Origin of the sequence: Kribbella sp. NPDC005582, assembly GCF_040605415.1 — a bacterium.
GTDB lineage: Bacteria > Actinomycetota > Actinomycetes > Propionibacteriales > Kribbellaceae > Kribbella.
In genome coordinates this window covers 1,064,541-1,082,383 of record NZ_JBEXCU010000001.1, presented here as the reverse complement: position 1 = coordinate 1,082,383, position 17,843 = coordinate 1,064,541, and the positions used below count along the sequence as shown (strand labels likewise).

The window sequence follows — 17,843 nt, the reverse complement described above, 5'->3', positions numbered from 1 at the left end:
GGACGGTCGGCGGCGCCGCGGAAGCGGCGCCGATCCAGGTCTCGACTGGTCTGGCGGTGATACCTGCTGCCGGGGCGGTGAGAGGTACTCCGCGGAGCCTGTAGACTGGAACAGCGGTTCAGCCTCACCACAGTGCAGTCAGTCATTTTGACCGTGCTGGAGGCAGCCGCTAGTCTTAACGATCGTGCCCGGGTCATCCTGGGCCGTCATGCGTGCCCCTCGCACCATTTGGGTCTGCGCGCGTGGCATGGGACTCCTGCCGACAGTCTGAAAGATTACGGCTCCGGTACGCCCGTGTGCACGCGACACACCCGACCGCGGGGGTCAGGCACAACAGCATGAGCAGAAAGCCGGACGACAGAAAGAGACCTACGCGGTGCCCACCATTCAGCAGCTGGTCCGCAAGGGCCGCCAGGACAAGGTGTCCAAGAACAAGACGCCCGCCCTGAAGGGTTCCCCTCAGCGTCGCGGTGTGTGCACGCGCGTCTACACCACCACGCCGAAGAAGCCGAACTCGGCCCTTCGCAAGGTCGCGCGTGTCCGCCTGACCAGCGGCATCGAGGTCACCGCGTACATCCCCGGCGTCGGCCACAACCTGCAGGAGCACTCGATCGTGCTCGTGCGTGGCGGTCGTGTGAAGGACCTGCCCGGTGTCCGGTACAAGATCATCCGCGGTTCGCTCGACACCCAGGGTGTGAAGAACCGGAAGCAGGCTCGTAGCCGTTACGGCGCGAAGAAGGAGAAGAGCTAATGCCGCGCAAGGGTCCCGCCCCGAAGCGGCCGGTCATCATCGACCCGGTCTACAGTTCGCCGCTCGTCACCCAGTTGATCTCGAAGATCCTGGTGGACGGCAAGAAGCAGATCGCGCAGAGCATCGTCTACACGGCCCTCGAGGGCACGAAGACGAAGACGGGCACCGACCCGGTCATCACGCTCAAGCGCGCGCTCGACAACGTGAAGCCCAGCATCGAGGTGAAGAGCCGCCGCGTCGGTGGCGCGACCTACCAGGTGCCGGTCGAGGTCAAGCCGGGCCGGTCGAACACCCTGGCCCTGCGGTGGCTGACGTCGTACTCCCGCGCCCGTCGCGAGAAGACGATGGCCGAGCGCCTGATGAACGAGATCCTGGACGCCTCCAACGGTCTGGGTGCCTCGGTCAAGCGTCGCGAGGACACGCACAAGATGGCCGAAGCCAACAAGGCCTTCGCCCACTACCGCTGGTGATCCGGGGTCCGCTCCGGACCTCCGCACTCACACTTTTTACGCAAGACAGAATCGAGAGGTAGACCACCGAGGTGGCCGTACAAATCACCACCGACCTGGCCAAGGTCCGCAACATCGGGATCATGGCGCACATCGACGCCGGCAAGACGACGACGACCGAGCGGATCCTCTTCTACACCGGTATCACGTACAAGATCGGTGAGGTCCACGACGGCGCTGCCACGATGGACTGGATGGAGCAGGAGCAGGAGCGCGGCATCACGATCACGTCCGCCGCGACGACCTGCACCTGGAAAGACCACACCATCAACATCATCGACACCCCCGGACACGTGGACTTCACGGTCGAGGTCGAGCGCTCGCTGCGCGTCCTCGACGGCGCGGTCGCGGTCTTCGACGGTGTCGCCGGTGTGGAGCCCCAGTCCGAGACCGTGTGGCGCCAGGCGGACCGGTACGGCGTACCGCGGATCTGCTTCGTCAACAAGCTGGACCGCACCGGTGCGGAGTTCATGCGCTGCGTCGACATGATCGTCGACCGGCTGGCGGCGACCCCGCTGGTGCTGCAGCTGCCGATCGGCGCCGAGTCCGACTTCATCGGCGTCGTCGACCTGATCGGGATGCGCGCGCTGACCTGGCGCGGCGAGACCACGATGGGTGAGGACTACACCGTCGAGGAGATCCCGGCCAGCCACACCGAGATCGCGGCCGAGTGGCGCGACAAGCTGATCGAGACGCTGGCCGAGGCCGACGACGAGATCATGGAGCTGTACCTGGAGGGCACCGAGCCCACCCAGGAGCAGGTCATGGCCGGCATCCGCCGCGCCACGATCGCCTCCAAGCTGACCCCGGTCCTGACCGGCACCGCGTTCAAGAACAAGGGCGTCCAGCCCCTGCTCGACGCGATCAACGCGTTCCTGCCCAGCCCGCTCGACGTTCCGGCCATCGAGGGCCACGACGTCAAGGACAGCGAGCAGGTCGTGCTGCGCAAGCCGGACGACAGCGAGCCGTTCTCGGCGCTGGCGTTCAAGATCGCCGCCGACCCGCACCTGGGCAAGCTCACCTTCATCCGGGTGTACTCCGGCAAGCTCGAGACCGGTACGCAGGTCCTGAACCCCACCAAGGGGCGCAAGGAGCGGATCGGCAAGATCTACCGGATGCACGCGAACAAGCGTGAAGAGATCGCCTCGATCGGCGCCGGCCACATCGTCGCCGTGATGGGTCTCAAGGACACCACCACCGGTGAGACGCTGGCCGACCCGGCCAAGCCGGTCGTGCTGGAGTCGATGCAGTTCCCGGCTCCGGTCATCTCGGTCGCCATCGAGCCCAAGTCGAAGGGCGACCAGGAGAAGCTGGGCGTCGCGATTCAGCGGCTCGCCGAGGAGGACCCGACCTTCCAGGTCCGGACCGACGAGGACACAGGCCAGACGATCATCGCCGGTATGGGTGAGCTGCACCTCGAGGTGCTGGTCGACCGGATGAAGCGCGAGTTCCGCGTCGAGGCCAACGTCGGCAAGCCGCAGGTGGCCTACCGCGAGACCATCAAGAAGAAGGTCGAGAAGGTCGACTACACGCACAAGAAGCAGACCGGTGGTTCGGGTCAGTTCGCGCGTGTGATCATCAACATCGAGCCGACGTCGGCCGAGGCGGGTGGCGAGGGCGGTTACGAGTTCGTCAACGCCGTCACCGGTGGCCGCATCCCCCGGGAGTACATCCCGTCGGTGGACGAGGGCGCGCAGGAAGCCATGGAGTTCGGCGTCCTGGCCGGGTACCCGATGGTGGACGTCAAGGTCACGCTGACCGACGGCGCCTACCACGACGTGGACTCCTCGGAGCTCGCGTTCAAGATCGCCGGTTCGATGGCCTTCAAGGATGCCGCCCGTCGGGCGAATCCGGTCATCCTGGAGCCGATGTTCGCGGTCGAGGTGATCACCCCCGAGGACTACATGGGTGAAGTGATCGGTGACCTCAACTCGCGGCGTGGCCAGATCCAGTCGATGAACGAGGGACCTGGTGGCAGCCGGGCTATCAAAGCCACGGTGCCGCTGTCCGAGATGTTCGGGTATGTGGGTGACCTGCGGTCGAAGACCCAGGGTCGGGCCTCTTACTCGATGCAGTTCGATTCCTACGCCGAGGTTCCGAAGAACGTGGCGGAAGAGATCATCAAGAAGGCCCGCGGCGAGTAATCTCGCTCCGGTCCAACCAACCCACAGCGCGTCGGCGTACGGCGTAAGTCAACACTTTTCAGGAGGGCCCCAGTGGCTAAGGCGAAGTTCGAGCGGACTAAGCCGCACGTCAACATCGGCACCATCGGTCACATCGACCACGGTAAGACCACTCTTACCGCGGCGATCACCAAGGTGCTGCACGACAAGTACCCGACCCTGAACGAGGCGTCGGCCTTCGATCAGATCGACAAGGCGCCGGAAGAGCGTCAGCGCGGTATCACCATCTCCATCGCGCACGTCGAGTACCAGACCGAGGCGCGGCACTACGCCCACGTCGACTGCCCGGGTCACGCGGACTACATCAAGAACATGATCACCGGTGCGGCCCAGATGGACGGTGCGATCCTGGTCGTCGCCGCCACCGACGGCCCGATGCCGCAGACGCGTGAGCACGTGCTGCTCGCCCGTCAGGTCGGCGTGCCGGCGATGGTCGTCGCGCTGAACAAGTGCGACATGGTCGACGACGAGGAGATCCTGGAGCTCGTCGAGCTCGAGGTTCGCGAGCTGCTCTCGGAGCAGGAGTTCGACGGCGACAACGCGCCGATCGTCCGCGTCGCCGCTCACCCGGCGCTGCAGGGCGACGCCAAGTGGGGCGAGTCGATCATCGAGCTGATGGACGCCGTCGACTCCTACATCCCGCAGCCGGAGCGCGAGGTCGACAAGCCGTTCCTGATGCCGGTCGAGGACGTCTTCACGATCACCGGTCGTGGCACCGTCATCACCGGCCGGATCGAGCGCGGCATCGTCAAGGTCAACGAGACCGTCGACATCGTCGGCATCCGTGAGACCAAGCAGACGACCACGGTCACCGGTATCGAGATGTTCCGCAAGCTGCTCGACGAGGGCCAGGCTGGTGAGAACGTCGGTCTGCTGCTTCGTGGCACCAAGCGCGAGGACGTCGAGCGCGGCATGGTTGTCATCAAGCCGGGCACCACGACCCCGCACACCGCCTTCGAGGCTTCGGTCTACATCCTCTCGAAGGAGGAGGGCGGCCGGCACACGCCGTTCTTCCAGAACTACCGCCCGCAGTTCTACTTCCGCACCACGGACGTGACCGGCGTCGTCACCCTCCCCGAGGGCACCGAGATGGTCATGCCGGGCGACAACACCGACATGAACGTCGAGCTGATCCAGCCGATCGCCATGGAAGAGAACCTGAAGTTCGCGATCCGTGAAGGTGGCCGCACCGTCGGCGCCGGCCGGGTCACCAAGATCATCAAGTGATCTCACGAGGTCCGCGAGGGCTCGCAGTCTGAGCCTCGCGGACCTCTGCTTTGCGCCCGATCCCCGCTCAGGTGGGCTGGGGATCGGGTTCAGAGCCACCCGATTGGCGTTTCGGCGCTGATCTCTGGCACAATATTCAGGTTGCTCAGGCGAGGTTGCCGGGGCGCGCCCCAGATCGCAGATCTGGCTGGTGCGCCGGACCGGAGACCATGCCGAGGCCCGGTCCGAGACCGAGCCCCGATCCCCAAGCCCTGGTCGAAGAAGCGGTGAGTCACGCGCGTTCCGCGCACGCGACACACCCGACCGCGGGGGTCGGAGCAACGTAGACGTTGACGATAGAGAAGGACGAAGCGAAGCGATGGCGGGACAAAAGATCCGCATCCGGCTGAAGGCCTACGACCACGAGGTCATCGACAGCTCGGCACGCAAGATTGTCGACACGGTGACGCGTACTGGTGCGAAGGTTGCTGGCCCGGTGCCGTTGCCGACGGAAAAGAACGTGTTCTGCGTCATCCGCTCGCCGCACAAGTACAAGGACAGCCGCGAGCACTTCGAGATGCGCACCCACAAGCGGCTCATCGACATCATCGACCCCACGCCGAAGACCGTCGACTCGCTGATGCGGCTCGACCTGCCGGCGGGCGTCGACATCGAGATCAAGCTCTGAGGGACGCGAACAGCTGATGAGCACTTCCACTAAGAACACGCGAGGGCTGCTGGGCACCAAGCTCGGCATGACCCAGACCTGGGACGAGAACAACCGAGTCGTCCCCGTCACCGTGATCCAGGCCGGCCCGTGTGTCGTCACCGGGGTCCGGACCGCGGCCGACGCCGGCTACGACGGCGTCCAGATCGCCTTCGGCGACATCGACCCGCGCAAGGTGACCAAGCCCATGCGCGGTCACTTCGACAAGGCCGGCGTGACGCCGCGGCGGCACCTGCTCGAGCTGCGGACCGCCGACGCCAGCGAGTACACGCTGGGCCAGGAGATCAAGGCCGAGGCCTTCGAGGCCGGCGAGCTGGTCGACGTCTCCGCCACCAGCAAGGGCAAGGGTTTCGCCGGTGTGATGAAGCGGCACGGCTTCCACGGTCTGCGCGCCACCCACGGTGTCCACAAGAAGCACCGCTCGCCGGGTTCCATCGGCGGCTGCGCCACCCCGGGCCGGGTTTTCAAGGGTCTGAAGATGGCGGGCCGGATGGGCCACGAGCAGGTCACCACGCAGAACATCACCGTGCACGCCATCGACGCGGACCGCGGTCTGATCCTGCTCAAGGGCGCCGTTCCCGGCCCCAAGGGCGGCCTCGTGCTGATCCGCAACGCCGCGAAGGGGGCTGCCAAGTGAGCACCGTCGACGTTCTCGCCGTCAAGGGCGACAAGGTCACCAAGAAGGGCACCGCCGAGCTTCCGGCCGAGCTCTTCGACGTCCAGGTCAACATCCCGCTGATCCACCAGGTCGTGGTGGCGCAGCTGGCCGCGGCCCGTCAGGGCACGCACAAGGTCAAGCGCCGTGGCGAGGTGTCCGGTGGTGGCGCCAAGCCGTACCGCCAGAAGGGCACCGGTCGCGCCCGTCAGGGTTCGACCCGCGCGCCGCAGTTCACCGGTGGTGGCGTCGTCCACGGCCCCACGCCGCGTGACTACAGCCAGCGGACCCCGAAGAAGATGATCGCCGCCGCGCTCCGCGGTTCGCTGTCGGACCGGGCCCGTGACGGCCGGATCTTCGTGGTCGAGAGCTTCCTCGACGGCGAGACCCCGTCCACCAAGGGCGCACTCAACGTGCTGGCCCAGGTGACCGACCCGGGCAAGGCCCTGGTCGTCGTGGACCGCGCCGATGACAGCACCTGGCTGAGCCTGCGCAACGTGCAGCACGTGCACCTGATCGCGGCCGACCAGCTGAACGCGTACGACGTGCTGTGCAGCGACTCGGTGGTTTTCACCCTGGCCGCTCTGGACAGCTTCGTCGCCGGCGCACCCAAAGGTAAGTCCGTGAAGGCCGTCGCAACGTCGACCGAGGCCGAGCAGGAGGTTGAAGCATGAGCCACGGAGTGAACAAGGACCCGCGGGACGTGCTGCTGCGGCCGGTCGTGAGCGAGAAGAGCTACGGCCTGCTGGACGAGCAGAAGTACACGTTCGAGGTCGCTCCCGACGCCAACAAGACCGAGATCAAGCTCGCGGTCGAGAAGGTGTTCAAGGTCAAGGTGAACGACGTCAACACGCTGAACCGCAAGGGCAAGCGCCGCCGCACGCGTGCGGGCTGGGGCAAGCGCCCGGACACCAAGCGGGCGATCGTGACCCTCAAGGGTGACGACCGCATCGATATCTTCGGAGGCCAGTCGTAATGGGTATCCGCAAATACAAGCCGACAACGCCGGGCCGTCGTGGCTCGAGCGTGGCCGACTTCGTCGAGCTCACCCGTTCGACCCCTGAGAAGTCGCTGCTGCGCCCGCTGCCGAAGAAGGGTGGCCGCAACAACAGCGGCAAGATCACCACTCGGCACCAGGGTGGCGGCCACAAGCGTGCGTACCGCCTGATCGACTTCAAGCGCTACGACAAGGACGGCGTGCCGGCGAAGGTCGCGCACATCGAGTACGACCCGAACCGCACCGCGCGGATCGCACTGCTGCACTACGTCGACGGCGAGAAGCGCTACATCCTCGCCCCGACCAACCTGAAGCAGGGCACCGTCGTCGAGAACGGCCCGGCCGCCGACATCAAGATCGGCAACAACCTGCCGCTGCGCAACATCCCGGTCGGCTCCACGATCCACGCTGTCGAGCTGCGTCCGGGCGGTGGCGCCAAGATGGGCCGCTCCGCCGGTACCAGCATTCAGCTGGTCGCCAAGGAGGGCCGGATGGCAACCCTGCGGATGCCGTCCGGCGAGGTCCGGATGGTCGACGTTCGCTGCCGCGCCACCCTCGGTGAGGTCGGCAACGGCGAGCAGTCGAACATCAACTGGGGCAAGGCCGGCCGGATGCGCTGGAAGGGCAAGCGCCCGACCGTCCGTGGTGTCGCGATGAACCCGGTCGACCACCCGCACGGTGGTGGTGAGGGTAAGACCTCGGGTGGACGTCACCCGGTGTCCCCGTGGGGCAAGCCCGAGGGCCGTACCCGTACCCGCAAGGAAAGCGACCGCATGATCGTCCGGCGCCGCAAGGCCGGCAAGAAGCGCTGATAGGAGCCGGCCAGAATGCCACGCAGCTTGAAGAAGGGCCCGTTCGTCGACCACCACCTGGCCAAGAAGGTGGAGGTGCAGAACGAAAAGGGCACCAAGAATGTCATCAAGACCTGGTCCCGCCGATCGATGATCGTGCCGGACATGATCGGCCACACGATTGCGGTGCACGACGGCCGCAAGCACGTGCCGGTGTTCGTGACGGACGCGATGGTCGGGCACAAGCTCGGCGAGTTCGCCCCGACCCGGACGTTCAAGGGTCACGAGAAGGACGACCGGAAGTCACGGCGTCGCTGACCGCTGGTCAGTTGACGACGCGAAAGCAACCTACGGAGAGATTCGAACATCATGAGCGTTCAAGAGCGTAGGGCCGTCAGTGCCCGTCGCGAGAGCCTGCTGGGCGAGCAGCCCGGGGCCTTCGCGGTCGCGCGCTTCGTCCGCGTGACGCCGATGAAGGCGCGTCGCGTGGCCGATCTGGTGCGCGGTGTGGGCGTCGACGACGCACTCGCCACTCTGAAGTTCGCCCCGCAGGCCGCTGCCGCGACCGTGTACAAGGTCGTCGACAGCGCCGCGGCGAACGCCGAGGGCACCGAGCACCTGAGCCGGGACGAGCTGATCGTCTCGAAGATCTTGGTCGACGAGGGACCGACGCTGAAGCGTCACCGCCCCCGCGCCCAGGGTCGGGCCACCCGGATCGACAAGCGGACCAGCCACATCACCGTTGTGGTGCAGCCGCGCGTCATCGAGGAGCCCGTCGCGAAGGCGCCGGCCAAGAAGACCGCCAAGAAGGCGGACGAGGCCTCGGCAGCGACTGCCAAGAAGGCCCCGGCCAAGAAGACGGCGAAGAAGGCTGCCGAGAAGTCGGACGCAGCCGACAAGCCGGCCAAGAAGGCCACCGCCAAGAAGGCGGCAGCCAAGAAGGCCACCGCTGAGAAGAAGGAGTCCTGACGTGGGACAGAAGGTTAACCCGCACGGGTTCCGTCTCGGCATCAGCACCGATCACAAGAGCCGTTGGTACGCCGACAAGCTGTACAAGGACTACGTCGGCGAGGACGTCAAGATCCGCAAGCTGCTGAGCAAGGGCATGGAGCGCGCCGGCATCTCCCGTGTGGAGATCGAGCGCACCCGTGACCGGGTTCGGGTCGACATCCACACTGCCCGTCCGGGCATCGTCATCGGTCGCCGCGGCGCCGAGGCGGACCGGATCCGGGGCAGCCTGGAGGAGCTCACCGGCAAGCAGGTGCAGCTGAACATCCTCGAGGTGAAGAACGCCGAGGTCGACGCGCAGCTGGTCGCACAGGGTGTGGCCGAGCAGCTGTCCGGCCGCGTGGCGTTCCGCCGCGCGATGCGCAAGGCGATGCAGACCACCATGCGTGGCGGCGCCCTGGGCATCCGGATCCAGTGCTCCGGCCGGCTCGGTGGCGCGGAGATGTCGCGCTCGGAGTTCTACCGCGAGGGTCGGGTGCCGCTGCACACGCTGCGCGCCGACATCGACTACGGCTTCTACGAGGCCCGCACGACCTTCGGCCGGATCGGCGTGAAGGTCTGGATCTACAAGGGTGACGTGGCCGGCTCCCGGGCCGAGCGCGAAGCGCAGGCCGCGGCCCGCGCCGCCACCCAGCAGCGTCGGCCCGCCCGTCGCGACGACCGCGGTGGCCGTGGTGGCGACCGTGACCGTGGCGGCGACCGTGGTGGCCGTAACAACAGCGGCGGTGGCCGGGACAACGCGCGGAACGCGGCTCCGGTCGCCGAGGCGACTGCTCCCGCGGCCGACAAGCCCGCCGAGACGACCGGAACGGAGAGCTGAACCGTGCTCATCCCCCGCAAGGTCAAGCACCGCAAGCAGCACCACCCGAAGCGCTCCGGCGCTGCCAAGGGCGGTACGACGCTGGCGTTCGGTGAGTTCGGCATCCAGGCGCTGGAAAGCCACTACGTCACCAACCGGCAGATCGAGTCCGCGCGTATCGCGATGACCCGGCACATCAAGCGTGGCGGAAAGGTCTGGATCAACATCTACCCGGACCGCCCGCTGACCAAGAAGCCGGCCGAGACCCGGATGGGTTCCGGTAAGGGTTCGCCGGAGTGGTGGATCGCGAACGTGAAGTCCGGTCGCGTGATGTTCGAGCTCTCCGGTGTGCCGGAGGACGTCGCCCGCGAGGCCATGCGCCGCGCGATTCACAAGTTGCCGATGAAGTGCCGCTTCATCACCCGAGAGGCAGGTGAGAACTGATGGCTATCCTGACCGCCGCCGAGCTGCGGAACCTGGGCCGGGACGAGCTGCTGAGCAAGCTCGCCGAAGCCAAGGAGGAGCTGTTCAACCTCCGGTTCCAGGCTGCCACCGGACAGCTGGAGTCGCACGGCCGGCTGCGCGCCGTCCGTAAGGACATCGCCCGCATCTACACGGTGCTGACCGAGCGTGCGCTCGGCATCACCGAAGAGGTCGACGCTCCGGTTGCCGCAGCTGAGGTCGAAGAGACCGACGCTGCGGACGACACCGAGAAGGCCGAGGCCAAGGCATGACCGAGAACGTGAAGGACGAGACCGTGAGCACGACCCCCGAGCGCGCCAGCCGCAAGACCCGTGAGGGTCTGGTGCTGAGCGACAAGATGGACAAGACCGTCACCGTCGAGGTCGAGGACCGGGTCAAGCACAAGCTCTACGGCAAGGTCATCCGCCGCACGAGCAAGCTCAAGGCACACGACGAGCAGAACGCCGCCGGTATCGGCGACCGGGTCCTCCTGATGGAGACCCGGCCGCTGTCGGCGACCAAGCGCTGGCGCGTCGTCGAGATCCTCGAGAAGGCCAAGTAAGCGTTCCGGCCTGCGTTTCGGGTCCGGCAACCAATCGAAATTATTCGTTCCGCAAGGCTCATGTGAATGAGAACCAGCGAGACAACCAGGAGATCAACAGATGATCCAGCAGGAGTCGCGACTGAAGGTCGCCGACAACACGGGCGCAAAGGAAATTCTTTGCATCCGCGTTCTCGGTGGCTCCGGTCGGCGCTACGCCGGTGTCGGTGACACGATCGTCGCCACCGTCAAGGACGCGATCCCGGGTGGCGGCGTCAAGAAGGGCGACGTCGTCAAGGCCGTCATCGTTCGCACCGTGAAGGAGCGCCGGCGTCCGGACGGCTCCTACATCCGGTTCGACGAGAACGCCGCGGTGATCCTCAAGGCCGATGGCGAGCCGCGCGGCACCCGTATCTTCGGGCCGGTCGGCCGGGAGCTGCGCGAGAAGCGCTTCATGAAGATCATCTCGCTCGCACCGGAGGTGCTCTGAGATGGCTGCACAGCGCAAGTTGCACGTGAAGAAGGGCGATCAGGTCCGCGTGATCGCCGGTAAGTCCAAGGGTCTCGAAGGCAAGATCATTCAGGTCCTGCCGGATGCCGAGAAGGTCATCGTCGAGGGCGTGAACCGGGTCAAGAAGCACACCAAGGTGCAGCAGGCCCAGCGCGGCGGCACCACGGGTGGCATCGTCACCCAGGAAGCCCCGATCCACGTCTCCAACGTGATGCTTCTGGTCGAGGTCGAGAAGGACGGCAAGAAGCAGAAGGTGACCACCCGCGTCGGTTACAACCGCGTCGAGGTGCAGAAGCGGCGCCCCGACGGTTCGACGTACTCCGGTTTCCGGAGCGTCCGGATCGCGCGGCGTACCGGCGAGGAGATCTGATGACCGAGACAGCGACCGAGCGGGTTCTGCCCCGGCTGAAGACGAAGTACCGCGAGGAGATCGTCGGCAAGCTGAACGAGGAGTTCAGCTACGCCAACGTGATGCAGGTCCCCGGCCTGACCAAGATCGTGGTGAACATGGGCGTCGGCGAGGCGGCCCGTGACTCCAAGCTGATCGACGGCGCCGTCAAGGACCTGGCCGCGATCACCGGCCAGAAGCCGCAGGTGACGAAGGCCCGCAAGTCCATCGCCCAGTTCAAGCTGCGCGAAGGCATGCCGATCGGTGCGCACGTCACGCTGCGCGGCGACCGGATGTGGGAGTTCCTCGACCGGCTGCTGTCGCTCGCGCTGCCCCGGATCCGCGACTTCCGCGGTCTGTCCCCGAAGCAGTTCGACGGCACCGGGAACTACACCTTCGGTCTGACCGAGCAGGTGATGTTCCACGAGATCAACCAGGACCGCATCGACCGGGTCCGCGGCATGGACATCACCGTGGTGACCACCGCCAAGAACGACGACGAGGGCCGGGCCCTGCTGCGGGCACTCGGCTTCCCGTTCAAGGAGAACTGACGTGGCGAAGACAGCACTGAAGGTCAAGCAGGCCCGGACGCCGAAGTTCGCGGTGCGCGGTTACACCCGTTGCCAGCGCTGCGGCCGGCCGAAGGCGGTCTTCCGCAAGTTCGGCCTCTGCCGGATCTGCCTGCGGGAGATGGCGCACCGGGGCGAGCTGCCCGGCGTGACCAAGTCCAGCTGGTGACCGTCTCCACCCCAGATCTTTTCTCCCTTCACCATCTAGTCACCGTAGGTCGCCGGACGGCGAAACCACGGCGGGAAAGAGGCCCCAGGCCATGACAATGACCGACCCGATCGCAGACATGCTGACGCGTCTGCGCAACGCCAACCAGGCGTACCACGAGTCGACCTCGATGCCGTACAGCAAGATCAAGCAGGGCATCGCCGACATCCTCCAGCAGGAGGGTTACATCTCCTCCTACAAGGTCGAGGAGCCCAAAGAGGGCGCCGTCGGCAAGACCCTGATCGTCGACCTGAAGTTCGGCCCGACCCGGGAGCGGTCCATCGCGGGCGTTCGCCGGATCTCGAAGCCGGGCCTGCGGGTCTACGCGAAGTCGACCAACCTGCCGAAGGTCCTCGGTGGCCTGGGTGTCGCGATCATCTCGACCTCCCAGGGACTGCTGACCGACCGTCAGGCCAAGCACAAGGGCGTTGGCGGGGAAGTCCTCGCCTACGTCTGGTGACGAAGAACCGGAAGGAGGACCACTCTCATGTCTCGCATCGGTAAGCTCCCGATCACGGTCCCGTCCGGCGTCGACGTCACGATCGACGGCCAGACGGTCACCGTGAAGGGTCCCAAGGGTCAGCTCTCGCACGTTGTTGCGGAGCCCATCGCGGTCGCCCGCGACGAGGACGGCACCATCGCCGTCTCGCGTCCGGACGAGCAGCGCAAGAGCAAGGAACTGCACGGCCTCTCCCGCACCCTGATCGCCAACCTGGTGACCGGCGTGACGGACGGCTACGAGAAGAAGCTCGAGATCGTCGGCGTCGGGTACCGCGTCCTGGCCAAGGGACCGACCCAGCTGGAGTTCTCGCTCGGGTACAGCCACACGATCACCGTGGACGCACCCGAGGGCATCACGTTCAACGTCGAGGCCCCGACCCGTTTCTCGGTGATCGGGATCGACAAGCAGTCGGTCGGCGAGGTCGCTGCCAACATCCGCAAGCTGCGCAAGCCCGAGCCCTACAAGGGCAAGGGTGTGCGGTACGCCGGCGAGCAGGTCCGCCGCAAGGTCGGAAAGGCTGGTAAGTAACCCATGGCGATCGGACTGCGTCACAACAAGCACTCCGCCAAGAAGACGGCGTCGCGACTGCGTCGCCAGATCCGGGTCCGGAAGAAGATCAACGGAACCCCGGACCGCCCGCGCCTGGTGGTCACCAAGTCGTCGAAGCACCTGTTCGTTCAGGTCATCGACGACGTGGCCGGCAAGACGCTGGTCTCCGCCTCCACCATGGAGGCCGACCTGCGCGGCGCGACGGACAACAAGACGGACAAGGCCAAGACCGTCGGCGGCCTCATCGCCGACCGGGCCAAGGCCGCGGGCATCGACTCGGTCGTCTTCGACCGGGCCGGCAACAAGTACCACGGCCGGATCGCGGCACTGGCCGACGCCGCCCGTGAGAACGGGCTCGGCTTCTGATGGCGACACACAAGGAAGAAGGTAGTTCGAAATGAGCGGAGGCCAGCAGCGTCGCGGAGGCGGCGCCGGTGGTGAGCGCCGTGGCCGCGACGGTGGTCGTGGTGCGGCAGCTGACAAGACCGCCTACATCGAGCGCGTGGTTGCCATCAACCGTGTTGCCAAGGTCGTGAAGGGTGGTCGTCGCTTCAGCTTCACCGCCCTCGTGGTCGTCGGCGACGGCGAAGGCACCGTCGGTGTGGGTTACGGCAAGGCCAAGGAGGTGCCCGCGGCGATCGCCAAGGGCGTCGAGGAGGCCAAGAAGGCATTCTTCAAGGTGCCGCGTATTCAGGGCACCATCCCGCACCCGGTCCAGGGCGAGAAGGCCGCAGGCGTTGTCATGCTGCGTCCGGCCGCTCCCGGTACCGGTGTGATCGCGGGTGGCTCGGCACGCGCCGTACTGGAGTGCGCCGGCATTCACGACATCCTCAGCAAGTCGCTGGGTTCCTCCAACGCGATCAACGTGGTGCACGCCACGGTGGCCGCGCTGCAGGCCCTGGAGACCCCGGAGGCCGTGGCCGCGCGCCGTGGCCTGCCGGTCGAGCACGTCGCTCCGGCAGCGCTGCTGAAGGCGCGGGCGGAGGTGGCTTCCTGATGGCACGCTTGAAGGTCACGCAGATCCGTTCGGGCATCGGTGGCAAGCAGAACCAGCGCGACACGCTGCGGACCCTGGGCGTCAAGCGGATCGGCGACAGCGCCGTCCACGAGGACCGTCCCGAGGTGCGTGGCATGGTCCGCACGGTTCGCCACCTCATCACCGTCGAGGAGGTCGACTGACATGGCGCTGAAGGTTCATCACCTGCGCCCGGCGCCCGGTGCCAAGACCGCCAAGACCCGCGTGGGTCGCGGTGAGGGCAGCAAGGGCAAGACCGCCGGTCGCGGTACCAAGGGCAGCAAGGCCCGTAACAACATCCCCGAGTACTTCGAGGGTGGCCAGATGCCGCAGCACATGCGGCTCCCGAAGCTGAAGGGCTTCAAGAGCAGGAACCGAGTGGAGTTCCAGGTCGTTAACCTGGACAAGCTCGGACAACTGTTCCCCGAAGGTGGCGAGGTCGGCGTAGCCGAACTGGTCGCCAAGGGCGCGGTCCGTCGTGGTCAGCCGGTGAAGGTGCTGGGTGACGGCGAACTGACCGTCGCTCTGCAGGTCTCGGCGCACAAGTTCTCGAAGTCGGCTCTGGAGAAGATCCAGGCCGCCGGGGGGACCACCACCGAGGTGTGACATGCGGTCCAGGGCTCGTAACGCCCGGTGCTTGATACTCTGCACCGGTCGGACGGGCCCTGGTTCGTCTCTTGCCCGGCTGCTATGCCAGACCCTTGCCCTGCCCGGGGCAGAGGAAACATGTGGGAGGACAGGGTGTTAGGCGCCTTTGCCAACGCGTTCAAGACTCCGGACCTGCGCCGGAAGATCTTGTTCGTGCTCTTCATCGTCGTGATCTTCCGGATCGGCTCCGTCGTGCCGGCCCCCGGCGTGAACGTCCAGTCGCTGCACACGTGTATCAAGGGAACCCAGACTGGCGCGAACGCCAATCTGTACAACTTGATCAACCTGTTCTCCGGCGGCGCACTGCTCCAGCTCGCGATCTTCGCGCTGGGCATCATGCCGTACATCACCGCCAGCATCATCCTGCAGCTGCTCACCGTGGTGATCCCGCGGCTGGAGTCGCTGAAGAAGGAGGGCCAGGCGGGTCAGGCGAAGATCACCCAGTACACCCGGTTCCTGACCGTCGGTCTGGCGATCCTGCAGTCGACCGCGTTCGTGGCGCTCGCCCGGACCCCGGGGCGGCTGTTCCAGGGCTGCACCGAGCCGCTGCTGTACAAGGACGACTGGTTCCACGTCACCGTCATGGTGCTGACCATGACCGCCGGTACCGGCGTGATCATGTGGCTCGGCGAGCTGATCACCGACCGTGGTGTCGGTAACGGTATGTCGATCCTGATCTTCACCCAGATCGTGGCGACCTTCCCGACCAACCTGTGGAGCATCCGCAAGCAGAAGGGCTTCGCGACCTTCTTCATCGTGCTCGCGGTCGGTCTGGTGATCATGGCCGCGGTCATCTTCATCGAACAGGCGCAGCGCCGGATCCCGGTGCAGTACGCCAAGCGGATGGTCGGCCGGAAGATGTTCGGCGGGACCTCCACCTACATTCCGCTGAAGGTGAACCAGGCCGGTGTCATCCCGGTCATCTTCGCCTCCAGTCTGCTGTACCTCCCAGTTCTCGTCAGTCAGTTCCAGGCGGACAAGAAATGGGCGATCTGGATCCAAGGAAACCTGGTCAAGGGCGACCACCCGATCTACATGGCTACGTACGTCGCCCTGATCCTGTTCTTCACCTACTTCTACGTCTCGATCACCTTCAACCCGAAGGAAGTCGCGGACAACATGAAGAAGTACGGCGGCTTCATCCCGGGTATCCGGGCCGGCCGGCCGACCGAGGAATACCTGGGCTACGTGCTGAACCGCATCACTCTGCCGGGTGCCATCTACCTGGCCGTGCTGTCGCTGATTCCGCTGATCGCCCTGGTCCTGGCCGGTGCGAACCAGAACTTCCCGTTCGGTGGTACGTCGATCCTGATCATGGTCGGCGTGGGCCTGGACACGGTGAAGCAGATCGAGTCTCAGCTGCAGCAACGCAACTACGAAGGGTTCTTGCGCTGATGAGACTGTTGCTGATGGGTCCGCCCGGGGCGGGCAAGGGCACGCAGGCAAAGGTGCTTGCGGAACGCCTGAATATCCCGGCCGTGTCCACCGGCGACATCTTCCGAGCGAACGTGAAGGACGAGACGCCGCTCGGGCTCGAGGCCAAGCGCTTCATGGACGCCGGGGACTACGTTCCCGACGAGGTCACCAACGCGATGGTGCGCGACCGGCTGTCGGAGGCCGACGCCGGGGACGGGTTCCTGCTCGACGGGTACCCGCGCACGCTCGCCCAGGTGGGCACGCTGGACGGCATCCTGGCCGAGCACGGCCACAAGCTGGACGCGGTGGTGGCGCTGGTCGCCGACATCGACGTCCTGGTGGACCGGATGACCAAGCGCGCCCACACCGACGGCCGCTCGGACGACTCCGAAGAGGTCATCCGGCACCGTCAGGACGTGTACACCGCCGAGACCAAGCCGCTGCTGGCCGTTTACGGTCAGCGCGGGCTGCTGGTCGAGGTGGACGGCGTCGGCGAGATCGACGAGGTCAGCGAGCGCGTGATCGCGGCCCTCAAGTCGCTGACCGACTAGCAGAGAAGAACGCTGTGATCTTCAAGGACCGCGGGATCGAGATCAAGACCCGCGAACAGATCCTCGCCATGCGAGCGGCCGGCCTGGTGGTCGGCCGCACGCTGGAGCTGCTCCGGGACGCGGTCAAGCCCGGGATCAGCACCGGTGAGCTCGACGCGATCGCCGAGGACAACATCCGGTCCTCCGGCGCGACGCCGTCGTTCAAGGGCTACCACGGCTTCACCGGCTCGATCTGCGCCTCGGTGAACGACGAGATCGTGCACGGCATCCCCGGTGAGCGGGTGCTGGCCGAGGGCGACCTGATCTCGATCGACTGCGGTGCGATCGTCAACGGGTGGCACGGCGACGCCGCGATCACGGTGCCGGTCGGCACGGTCGGCGACGACCTGCTCGAGCTGGCCCGGATCTGCGAGGAGTCGATGTGGCGCGGCTTCGCGGCCGCGAAGCTCGGTGGCCGGCTGACCGACATCTCCGCGGCGGTCGAGGCGCATGTGCGCGCCAACTCGTCGTACGGGATCGTCGAGGACTTCGTCGGGCACGGGATCGGTTCGGCGATGCACCAGCCGCCGAACGTGCCGAACTTCGGCAAGCCGGGCCGCGGCCCGAAGCTGGTCGAGGGCCTCGCCCTGGCGGTCGAGCCGATGCTGACGCTGGGCAAGCAGGACAACCACACGCTCGACGACGACTGGACCGTGGTGACCGACGACGGTCGCGCGGCCGCTCACACCGAGCACACGTTCACTCTCACTCCGCAGGGTCCGTGGGTGCTGACCGCTCTCGACGGTGGCGCGGCCAAGCTGGCCGAGCTCGGCGTCACCTGCGGCGCTTTGGCCGACTGACCCGTCAGCCGGTACGAC

General features: G+C 66.3%; 27 protein-coding genes and 1 pseudogene. All 28 read left to right on the top strand.

Annotated features, from left to right (window positions below; all coding sequences use genetic code 11):
* Nucleotides 1-376: 376 nt before the first annotated feature.
* On the top strand, nt 377-751 hold the full coding sequence (gene rpsL, locus ABZS29_RS05400; RefSeq protein ID WP_012923692.1) for a 30S ribosomal protein S12: 375 nt from the start codon (nt 377-379) through the stop codon (nt 749-751).
* Nucleotides 751-1,221 (top strand): 30S ribosomal protein S7, encoded by a 471-nt coding sequence (rpsG, locus tag ABZS29_RS05395; RefSeq protein ID WP_355458793.1) that lies wholly within the window; start codon nt 751-753, stop codon nt 1,219-1,221. Before rpsL ends, rpsG begins: the two co-directional genes overlap by 1 nt.
* Nucleotides 1,222-1,292: 71 nt before the next feature.
* Nucleotides 1,293-3,404, top strand: a complete 2,112-nt coding sequence (fusA, locus tag ABZS29_RS05390) for an elongation factor G (RefSeq protein ID WP_355458791.1) — start codon at nt 1,293-1,295, stop codon at nt 3,402-3,404.
* Nucleotides 3,405-3,476: 72 nt separating this feature from the next.
* Nucleotides 3,477-4,670 carry an elongation factor Tu gene (tuf, locus tag ABZS29_RS05385; protein ID WP_355458790.1) on the top strand — a complete coding sequence of 398 codons (1,194 nt, stop codon included), beginning with the start codon at nt 3,477-3,479 and terminating at the stop codon, nt 4,668-4,670.
* A 358-nt stretch (nt 4,671-5,028) separates the two neighbouring features.
* Nucleotides 5,029-5,337 (top strand): 30S ribosomal protein S10, encoded by a 309-nt coding sequence (gene rpsJ, locus ABZS29_RS05380; RefSeq protein ID WP_012923688.1) that lies wholly within the window; start codon nt 5,029-5,031, stop codon nt 5,335-5,337.
* A 16-nt stretch (nt 5,338-5,353) separates the two neighbouring features.
* The gene (rplC, locus tag ABZS29_RS05375; protein WP_355458787.1) at nt 5,354-6,013 is read left to right on the top strand and encodes a 50S ribosomal protein L3; all 660 of its coding nucleotides are present in this window, start codon (nt 5,354-5,356) and stop codon (nt 6,011-6,013) included.
* Nucleotides 6,010-6,705 carry a 50S ribosomal protein L4 gene (rplD, locus tag ABZS29_RS05370; protein ID WP_355458785.1) on the top strand — a complete coding sequence of 232 codons (696 nt, stop codon included), beginning with the start codon at nt 6,010-6,012 and terminating at the stop codon, nt 6,703-6,705. Before rplC ends, rplD begins: the two co-directional genes overlap by 4 nt.
* On the top strand, nt 6,702-7,007 hold the full coding sequence (rplW, locus tag ABZS29_RS05365) for a 50S ribosomal protein L23 (RefSeq protein ID WP_329003464.1): 306 nt from the start codon (nt 6,702-6,704) through the stop codon (nt 7,005-7,007). The genes rplD and rplW overlap by 4 nt, the downstream gene beginning before the upstream one ends.
* Complete coding sequence (gene rplB / locus ABZS29_RS05360) at nt 7,007-7,840, top strand: 50S ribosomal protein L2 (RefSeq protein ID WP_355458784.1); 834 nt, start codon at nt 7,007-7,009, stop codon at nt 7,838-7,840. Before rplW ends, rplB begins: the two co-directional genes overlap by 1 nt.
* A 15-nt stretch (nt 7,841-7,855) precedes the next feature.
* Complete coding sequence (gene rpsS, locus ABZS29_RS05355) at nt 7,856-8,137, top strand: 30S ribosomal protein S19 (RefSeq protein WP_130441496.1); 282 nt, start codon at nt 7,856-7,858, stop codon at nt 8,135-8,137.
* Between the two features lie 51 nt (nt 8,138-8,188).
* A pseudogene (rplV, locus tag ABZS29_RS05350) lies at nt 8,189-8,575 on the top strand (50S ribosomal protein L22); the annotation flags it as partial.
* A gap of 214 nt (nt 8,576-8,789) precedes the next feature.
* On the top strand, nt 8,790-9,647 hold the full coding sequence (gene rpsC, locus ABZS29_RS05345) for a 30S ribosomal protein S3 (RefSeq protein WP_355458782.1): 858 nt from the start codon (nt 8,790-8,792) through the stop codon (nt 9,645-9,647).
* 3 nt (nt 9,648-9,650) lie between these two features.
* On the top strand, nt 9,651-10,070 hold the full coding sequence (rplP, locus tag ABZS29_RS05340) for a 50S ribosomal protein L16 (protein WP_355458781.1): 420 nt from the start codon (nt 9,651-9,653) through the stop codon (nt 10,068-10,070).
* Complete coding sequence (gene rpmC / locus ABZS29_RS05335) at nt 10,070-10,360, top strand: 50S ribosomal protein L29 (protein WP_355458779.1); 291 nt, start codon at nt 10,070-10,072, stop codon at nt 10,358-10,360. Before rplP ends, rpmC begins: the two co-directional genes overlap by 1 nt.
* The gene (gene rpsQ, locus ABZS29_RS05330) at nt 10,357-10,650 is read left to right on the top strand and encodes a 30S ribosomal protein S17 (RefSeq protein ID WP_171674850.1); all 294 of its coding nucleotides are present in this window, start codon (nt 10,357-10,359) and stop codon (nt 10,648-10,650) included. The genes rpmC and rpsQ overlap by 4 nt, the downstream gene beginning before the upstream one ends.
* Nucleotides 10,651-10,750: 100 nt before the next feature.
* The gene (rplN, locus tag ABZS29_RS05325; protein ID WP_077019238.1) at nt 10,751-11,119 is read left to right on the top strand and encodes a 50S ribosomal protein L14; all 369 of its coding nucleotides are present in this window, start codon (nt 10,751-10,753) and stop codon (nt 11,117-11,119) included.
* Nucleotide 11,120: 1 nt separating this feature from the next.
* Nucleotides 11,121-11,510, top strand: a complete 390-nt coding sequence (gene rplX / locus ABZS29_RS05320) for a 50S ribosomal protein L24 (protein ID WP_355458776.1) — start codon at nt 11,121-11,123, stop codon at nt 11,508-11,510.
* The gene (gene rplE / locus ABZS29_RS05315) at nt 11,510-12,079 is read left to right on the top strand and encodes a 50S ribosomal protein L5 (protein ID WP_355458774.1); all 570 of its coding nucleotides are present in this window, start codon (nt 11,510-11,512) and stop codon (nt 12,077-12,079) included. Before rplX ends, rplE begins: the two co-directional genes overlap by 1 nt.
* A gap of 1 nt (nt 12,080) precedes the next feature.
* Nucleotides 12,081-12,266 carry a type Z 30S ribosomal protein S14 gene (locus tag ABZS29_RS05310; protein ID WP_132167346.1) on the top strand — a complete coding sequence of 62 codons (186 nt, stop codon included), beginning with the start codon at nt 12,081-12,083 and terminating at the stop codon, nt 12,264-12,266.
* Nucleotides 12,267-12,357: 91 nt separating this feature from the next.
* Entirely contained in the window at nt 12,358-12,765 is a 408-nt protein-coding gene (rpsH, locus tag ABZS29_RS05305) for a 30S ribosomal protein S8 (RefSeq protein ID WP_132402631.1), read from the top strand.
* A 27-nt stretch (nt 12,766-12,792) separates the two neighbouring features.
* The gene (rplF, locus tag ABZS29_RS05300) at nt 12,793-13,335 is read left to right on the top strand and encodes a 50S ribosomal protein L6 (protein ID WP_355458772.1); all 543 of its coding nucleotides are present in this window, start codon (nt 12,793-12,795) and stop codon (nt 13,333-13,335) included.
* A 3-nt stretch (nt 13,336-13,338) separates the two neighbouring features.
* Nucleotides 13,339-13,722: a 50S ribosomal protein L18 gene (rplR, locus tag ABZS29_RS05295; RefSeq protein ID WP_355458770.1), complete on the top strand. Its 384-nt coding sequence runs from the start codon at nt 13,339-13,341 to the stop codon at nt 13,720-13,722.
* A 31-nt stretch (nt 13,723-13,753) separates the two neighbouring features.
* Nucleotides 13,754-14,353, top strand: a complete 600-nt coding sequence (gene rpsE / locus ABZS29_RS05290; protein ID WP_344144617.1) for a 30S ribosomal protein S5 — start codon at nt 13,754-13,756, stop codon at nt 14,351-14,353.
* Nucleotides 14,353-14,535: a 50S ribosomal protein L30 gene (rpmD, locus tag ABZS29_RS05285; RefSeq protein WP_355458768.1), complete on the top strand. Its 183-nt coding sequence runs from the start codon at nt 14,353-14,355 to the stop codon at nt 14,533-14,535. The genes rpsE and rpmD overlap by 1 nt, the downstream gene beginning before the upstream one ends.
* 1 nt (nt 14,536) lies before the next feature.
* Nucleotides 14,537-14,977: a 50S ribosomal protein L15 gene (gene rplO, locus ABZS29_RS05280; RefSeq protein ID WP_355458767.1), complete on the top strand. Its 441-nt coding sequence runs from the start codon at nt 14,537-14,539 to the stop codon at nt 14,975-14,977.
* A 135-nt stretch (nt 14,978-15,112) separates the two neighbouring features.
* Nucleotides 15,113-16,414, top strand: a complete 1,302-nt coding sequence (gene secY, locus ABZS29_RS05275; RefSeq protein ID WP_355458765.1) for a preprotein translocase subunit SecY — start codon at nt 15,113-15,115, stop codon at nt 16,412-16,414.
* Nucleotides 16,414-16,986 carry an adenylate kinase gene (locus tag ABZS29_RS05270; RefSeq protein WP_355458763.1) on the top strand — a complete coding sequence of 191 codons (573 nt, stop codon included), beginning with the start codon at nt 16,414-16,416 and terminating at the stop codon, nt 16,984-16,986. The genes secY and ABZS29_RS05270 overlap by 1 nt, the downstream gene beginning before the upstream one ends.
* A 14-nt stretch (nt 16,987-17,000) precedes the next feature.
* Nucleotides 17,001-17,825 carry a type I methionyl aminopeptidase gene (gene map, locus ABZS29_RS05265; protein WP_355458761.1) on the top strand — a complete coding sequence of 275 codons (825 nt, stop codon included), beginning with the start codon at nt 17,001-17,003 and terminating at the stop codon, nt 17,823-17,825.
* Nucleotides 17,826-17,843: the final 18 nt, after the last annotated feature.

Excerpts from the sequence above, each read along its gene's own strand:
- rpsQ (WP_171674850.1), top strand. The coding sequence starts at position 10,357 with ATGACCGAGAACGTGAAGGACGAGACCGTGAGCACGACCCCCGAGCGC.
- rplX (WP_355458776.1), top strand. The coding sequence starts at position 11,121 with ATGGCTGCACAGCGCAAGTTGCACGTGAAGAAGGGCGATCAGGTCCGC.
- rpsH (WP_132402631.1), top strand. The coding sequence starts at position 12,358 with ATGACAATGACCGACCCGATCGCAGACATGCTGACGCGTCTGCGCAAC.
- rplF (WP_355458772.1), top strand. The coding sequence starts at position 12,793 with ATGTCTCGCATCGGTAAGCTCCCGATCACGGTCCCGTCCGGCGTCGAC.
- rplB (WP_355458784.1), top strand. The coding sequence starts at position 7,007 with ATGGGTATCCGCAAATACAAGCCGACAACGCCGGGCCGTCGTGGCTCG.
- ABZS29_RS05270 (WP_355458763.1), top strand. The coding sequence starts at position 16,414 with ATGAGACTGTTGCTGATGGGTCCGCCCGGGGCGGGCAAGGGCACGCAG.
- rplE (WP_355458774.1), top strand. The coding sequence starts at position 11,510 with ATGACCGAGACAGCGACCGAGCGGGTTCTGCCCCGGCTGAAGACGAAG.
- rpmD (WP_355458768.1), top strand. The coding sequence starts at position 14,353 with ATGGCACGCTTGAAGGTCACGCAGATCCGTTCGGGCATCGGTGGCAAG.
- rplC (WP_355458787.1), top strand. The coding sequence starts at position 5,354 with ATGAGCACTTCCACTAAGAACACGCGAGGGCTGCTGGGCACCAAGCTC.
- rplO (WP_355458767.1), top strand. The coding sequence starts at position 14,537 with ATGGCGCTGAAGGTTCATCACCTGCGCCCGGCGCCCGGTGCCAAGACC.
- rpsJ (WP_012923688.1), top strand. The coding sequence starts at position 5,029 with ATGGCGGGACAAAAGATCCGCATCCGGCTGAAGGCCTACGACCACGAG.
- rpsS (WP_130441496.1), top strand. The coding sequence starts at position 7,856 with ATGCCACGCAGCTTGAAGAAGGGCCCGTTCGTCGACCACCACCTGGCC.
- rpsG (WP_355458793.1), top strand. The coding sequence starts at position 751 with ATGCCGCGCAAGGGTCCCGCCCCGAAGCGGCCGGTCATCATCGACCCG.
- rpmC (WP_355458779.1), top strand. The coding sequence starts at position 10,070 with ATGGCTATCCTGACCGCCGCCGAGCTGCGGAACCTGGGCCGGGACGAG.
- rplW (WP_329003464.1), top strand. The coding sequence starts at position 6,702 with ATGAGCCACGGAGTGAACAAGGACCCGCGGGACGTGCTGCTGCGGCCG.
- rplR (WP_355458770.1), top strand. The coding sequence starts at position 13,339 with ATGGCGATCGGACTGCGTCACAACAAGCACTCCGCCAAGAAGACGGCG.
- rpsE (WP_344144617.1), top strand. The coding sequence starts at position 13,754 with ATGAGCGGAGGCCAGCAGCGTCGCGGAGGCGGCGCCGGTGGTGAGCGC.
- rplN (WP_077019238.1), top strand. The coding sequence starts at position 10,751 with ATGATCCAGCAGGAGTCGCGACTGAAGGTCGCCGACAACACGGGCGCA.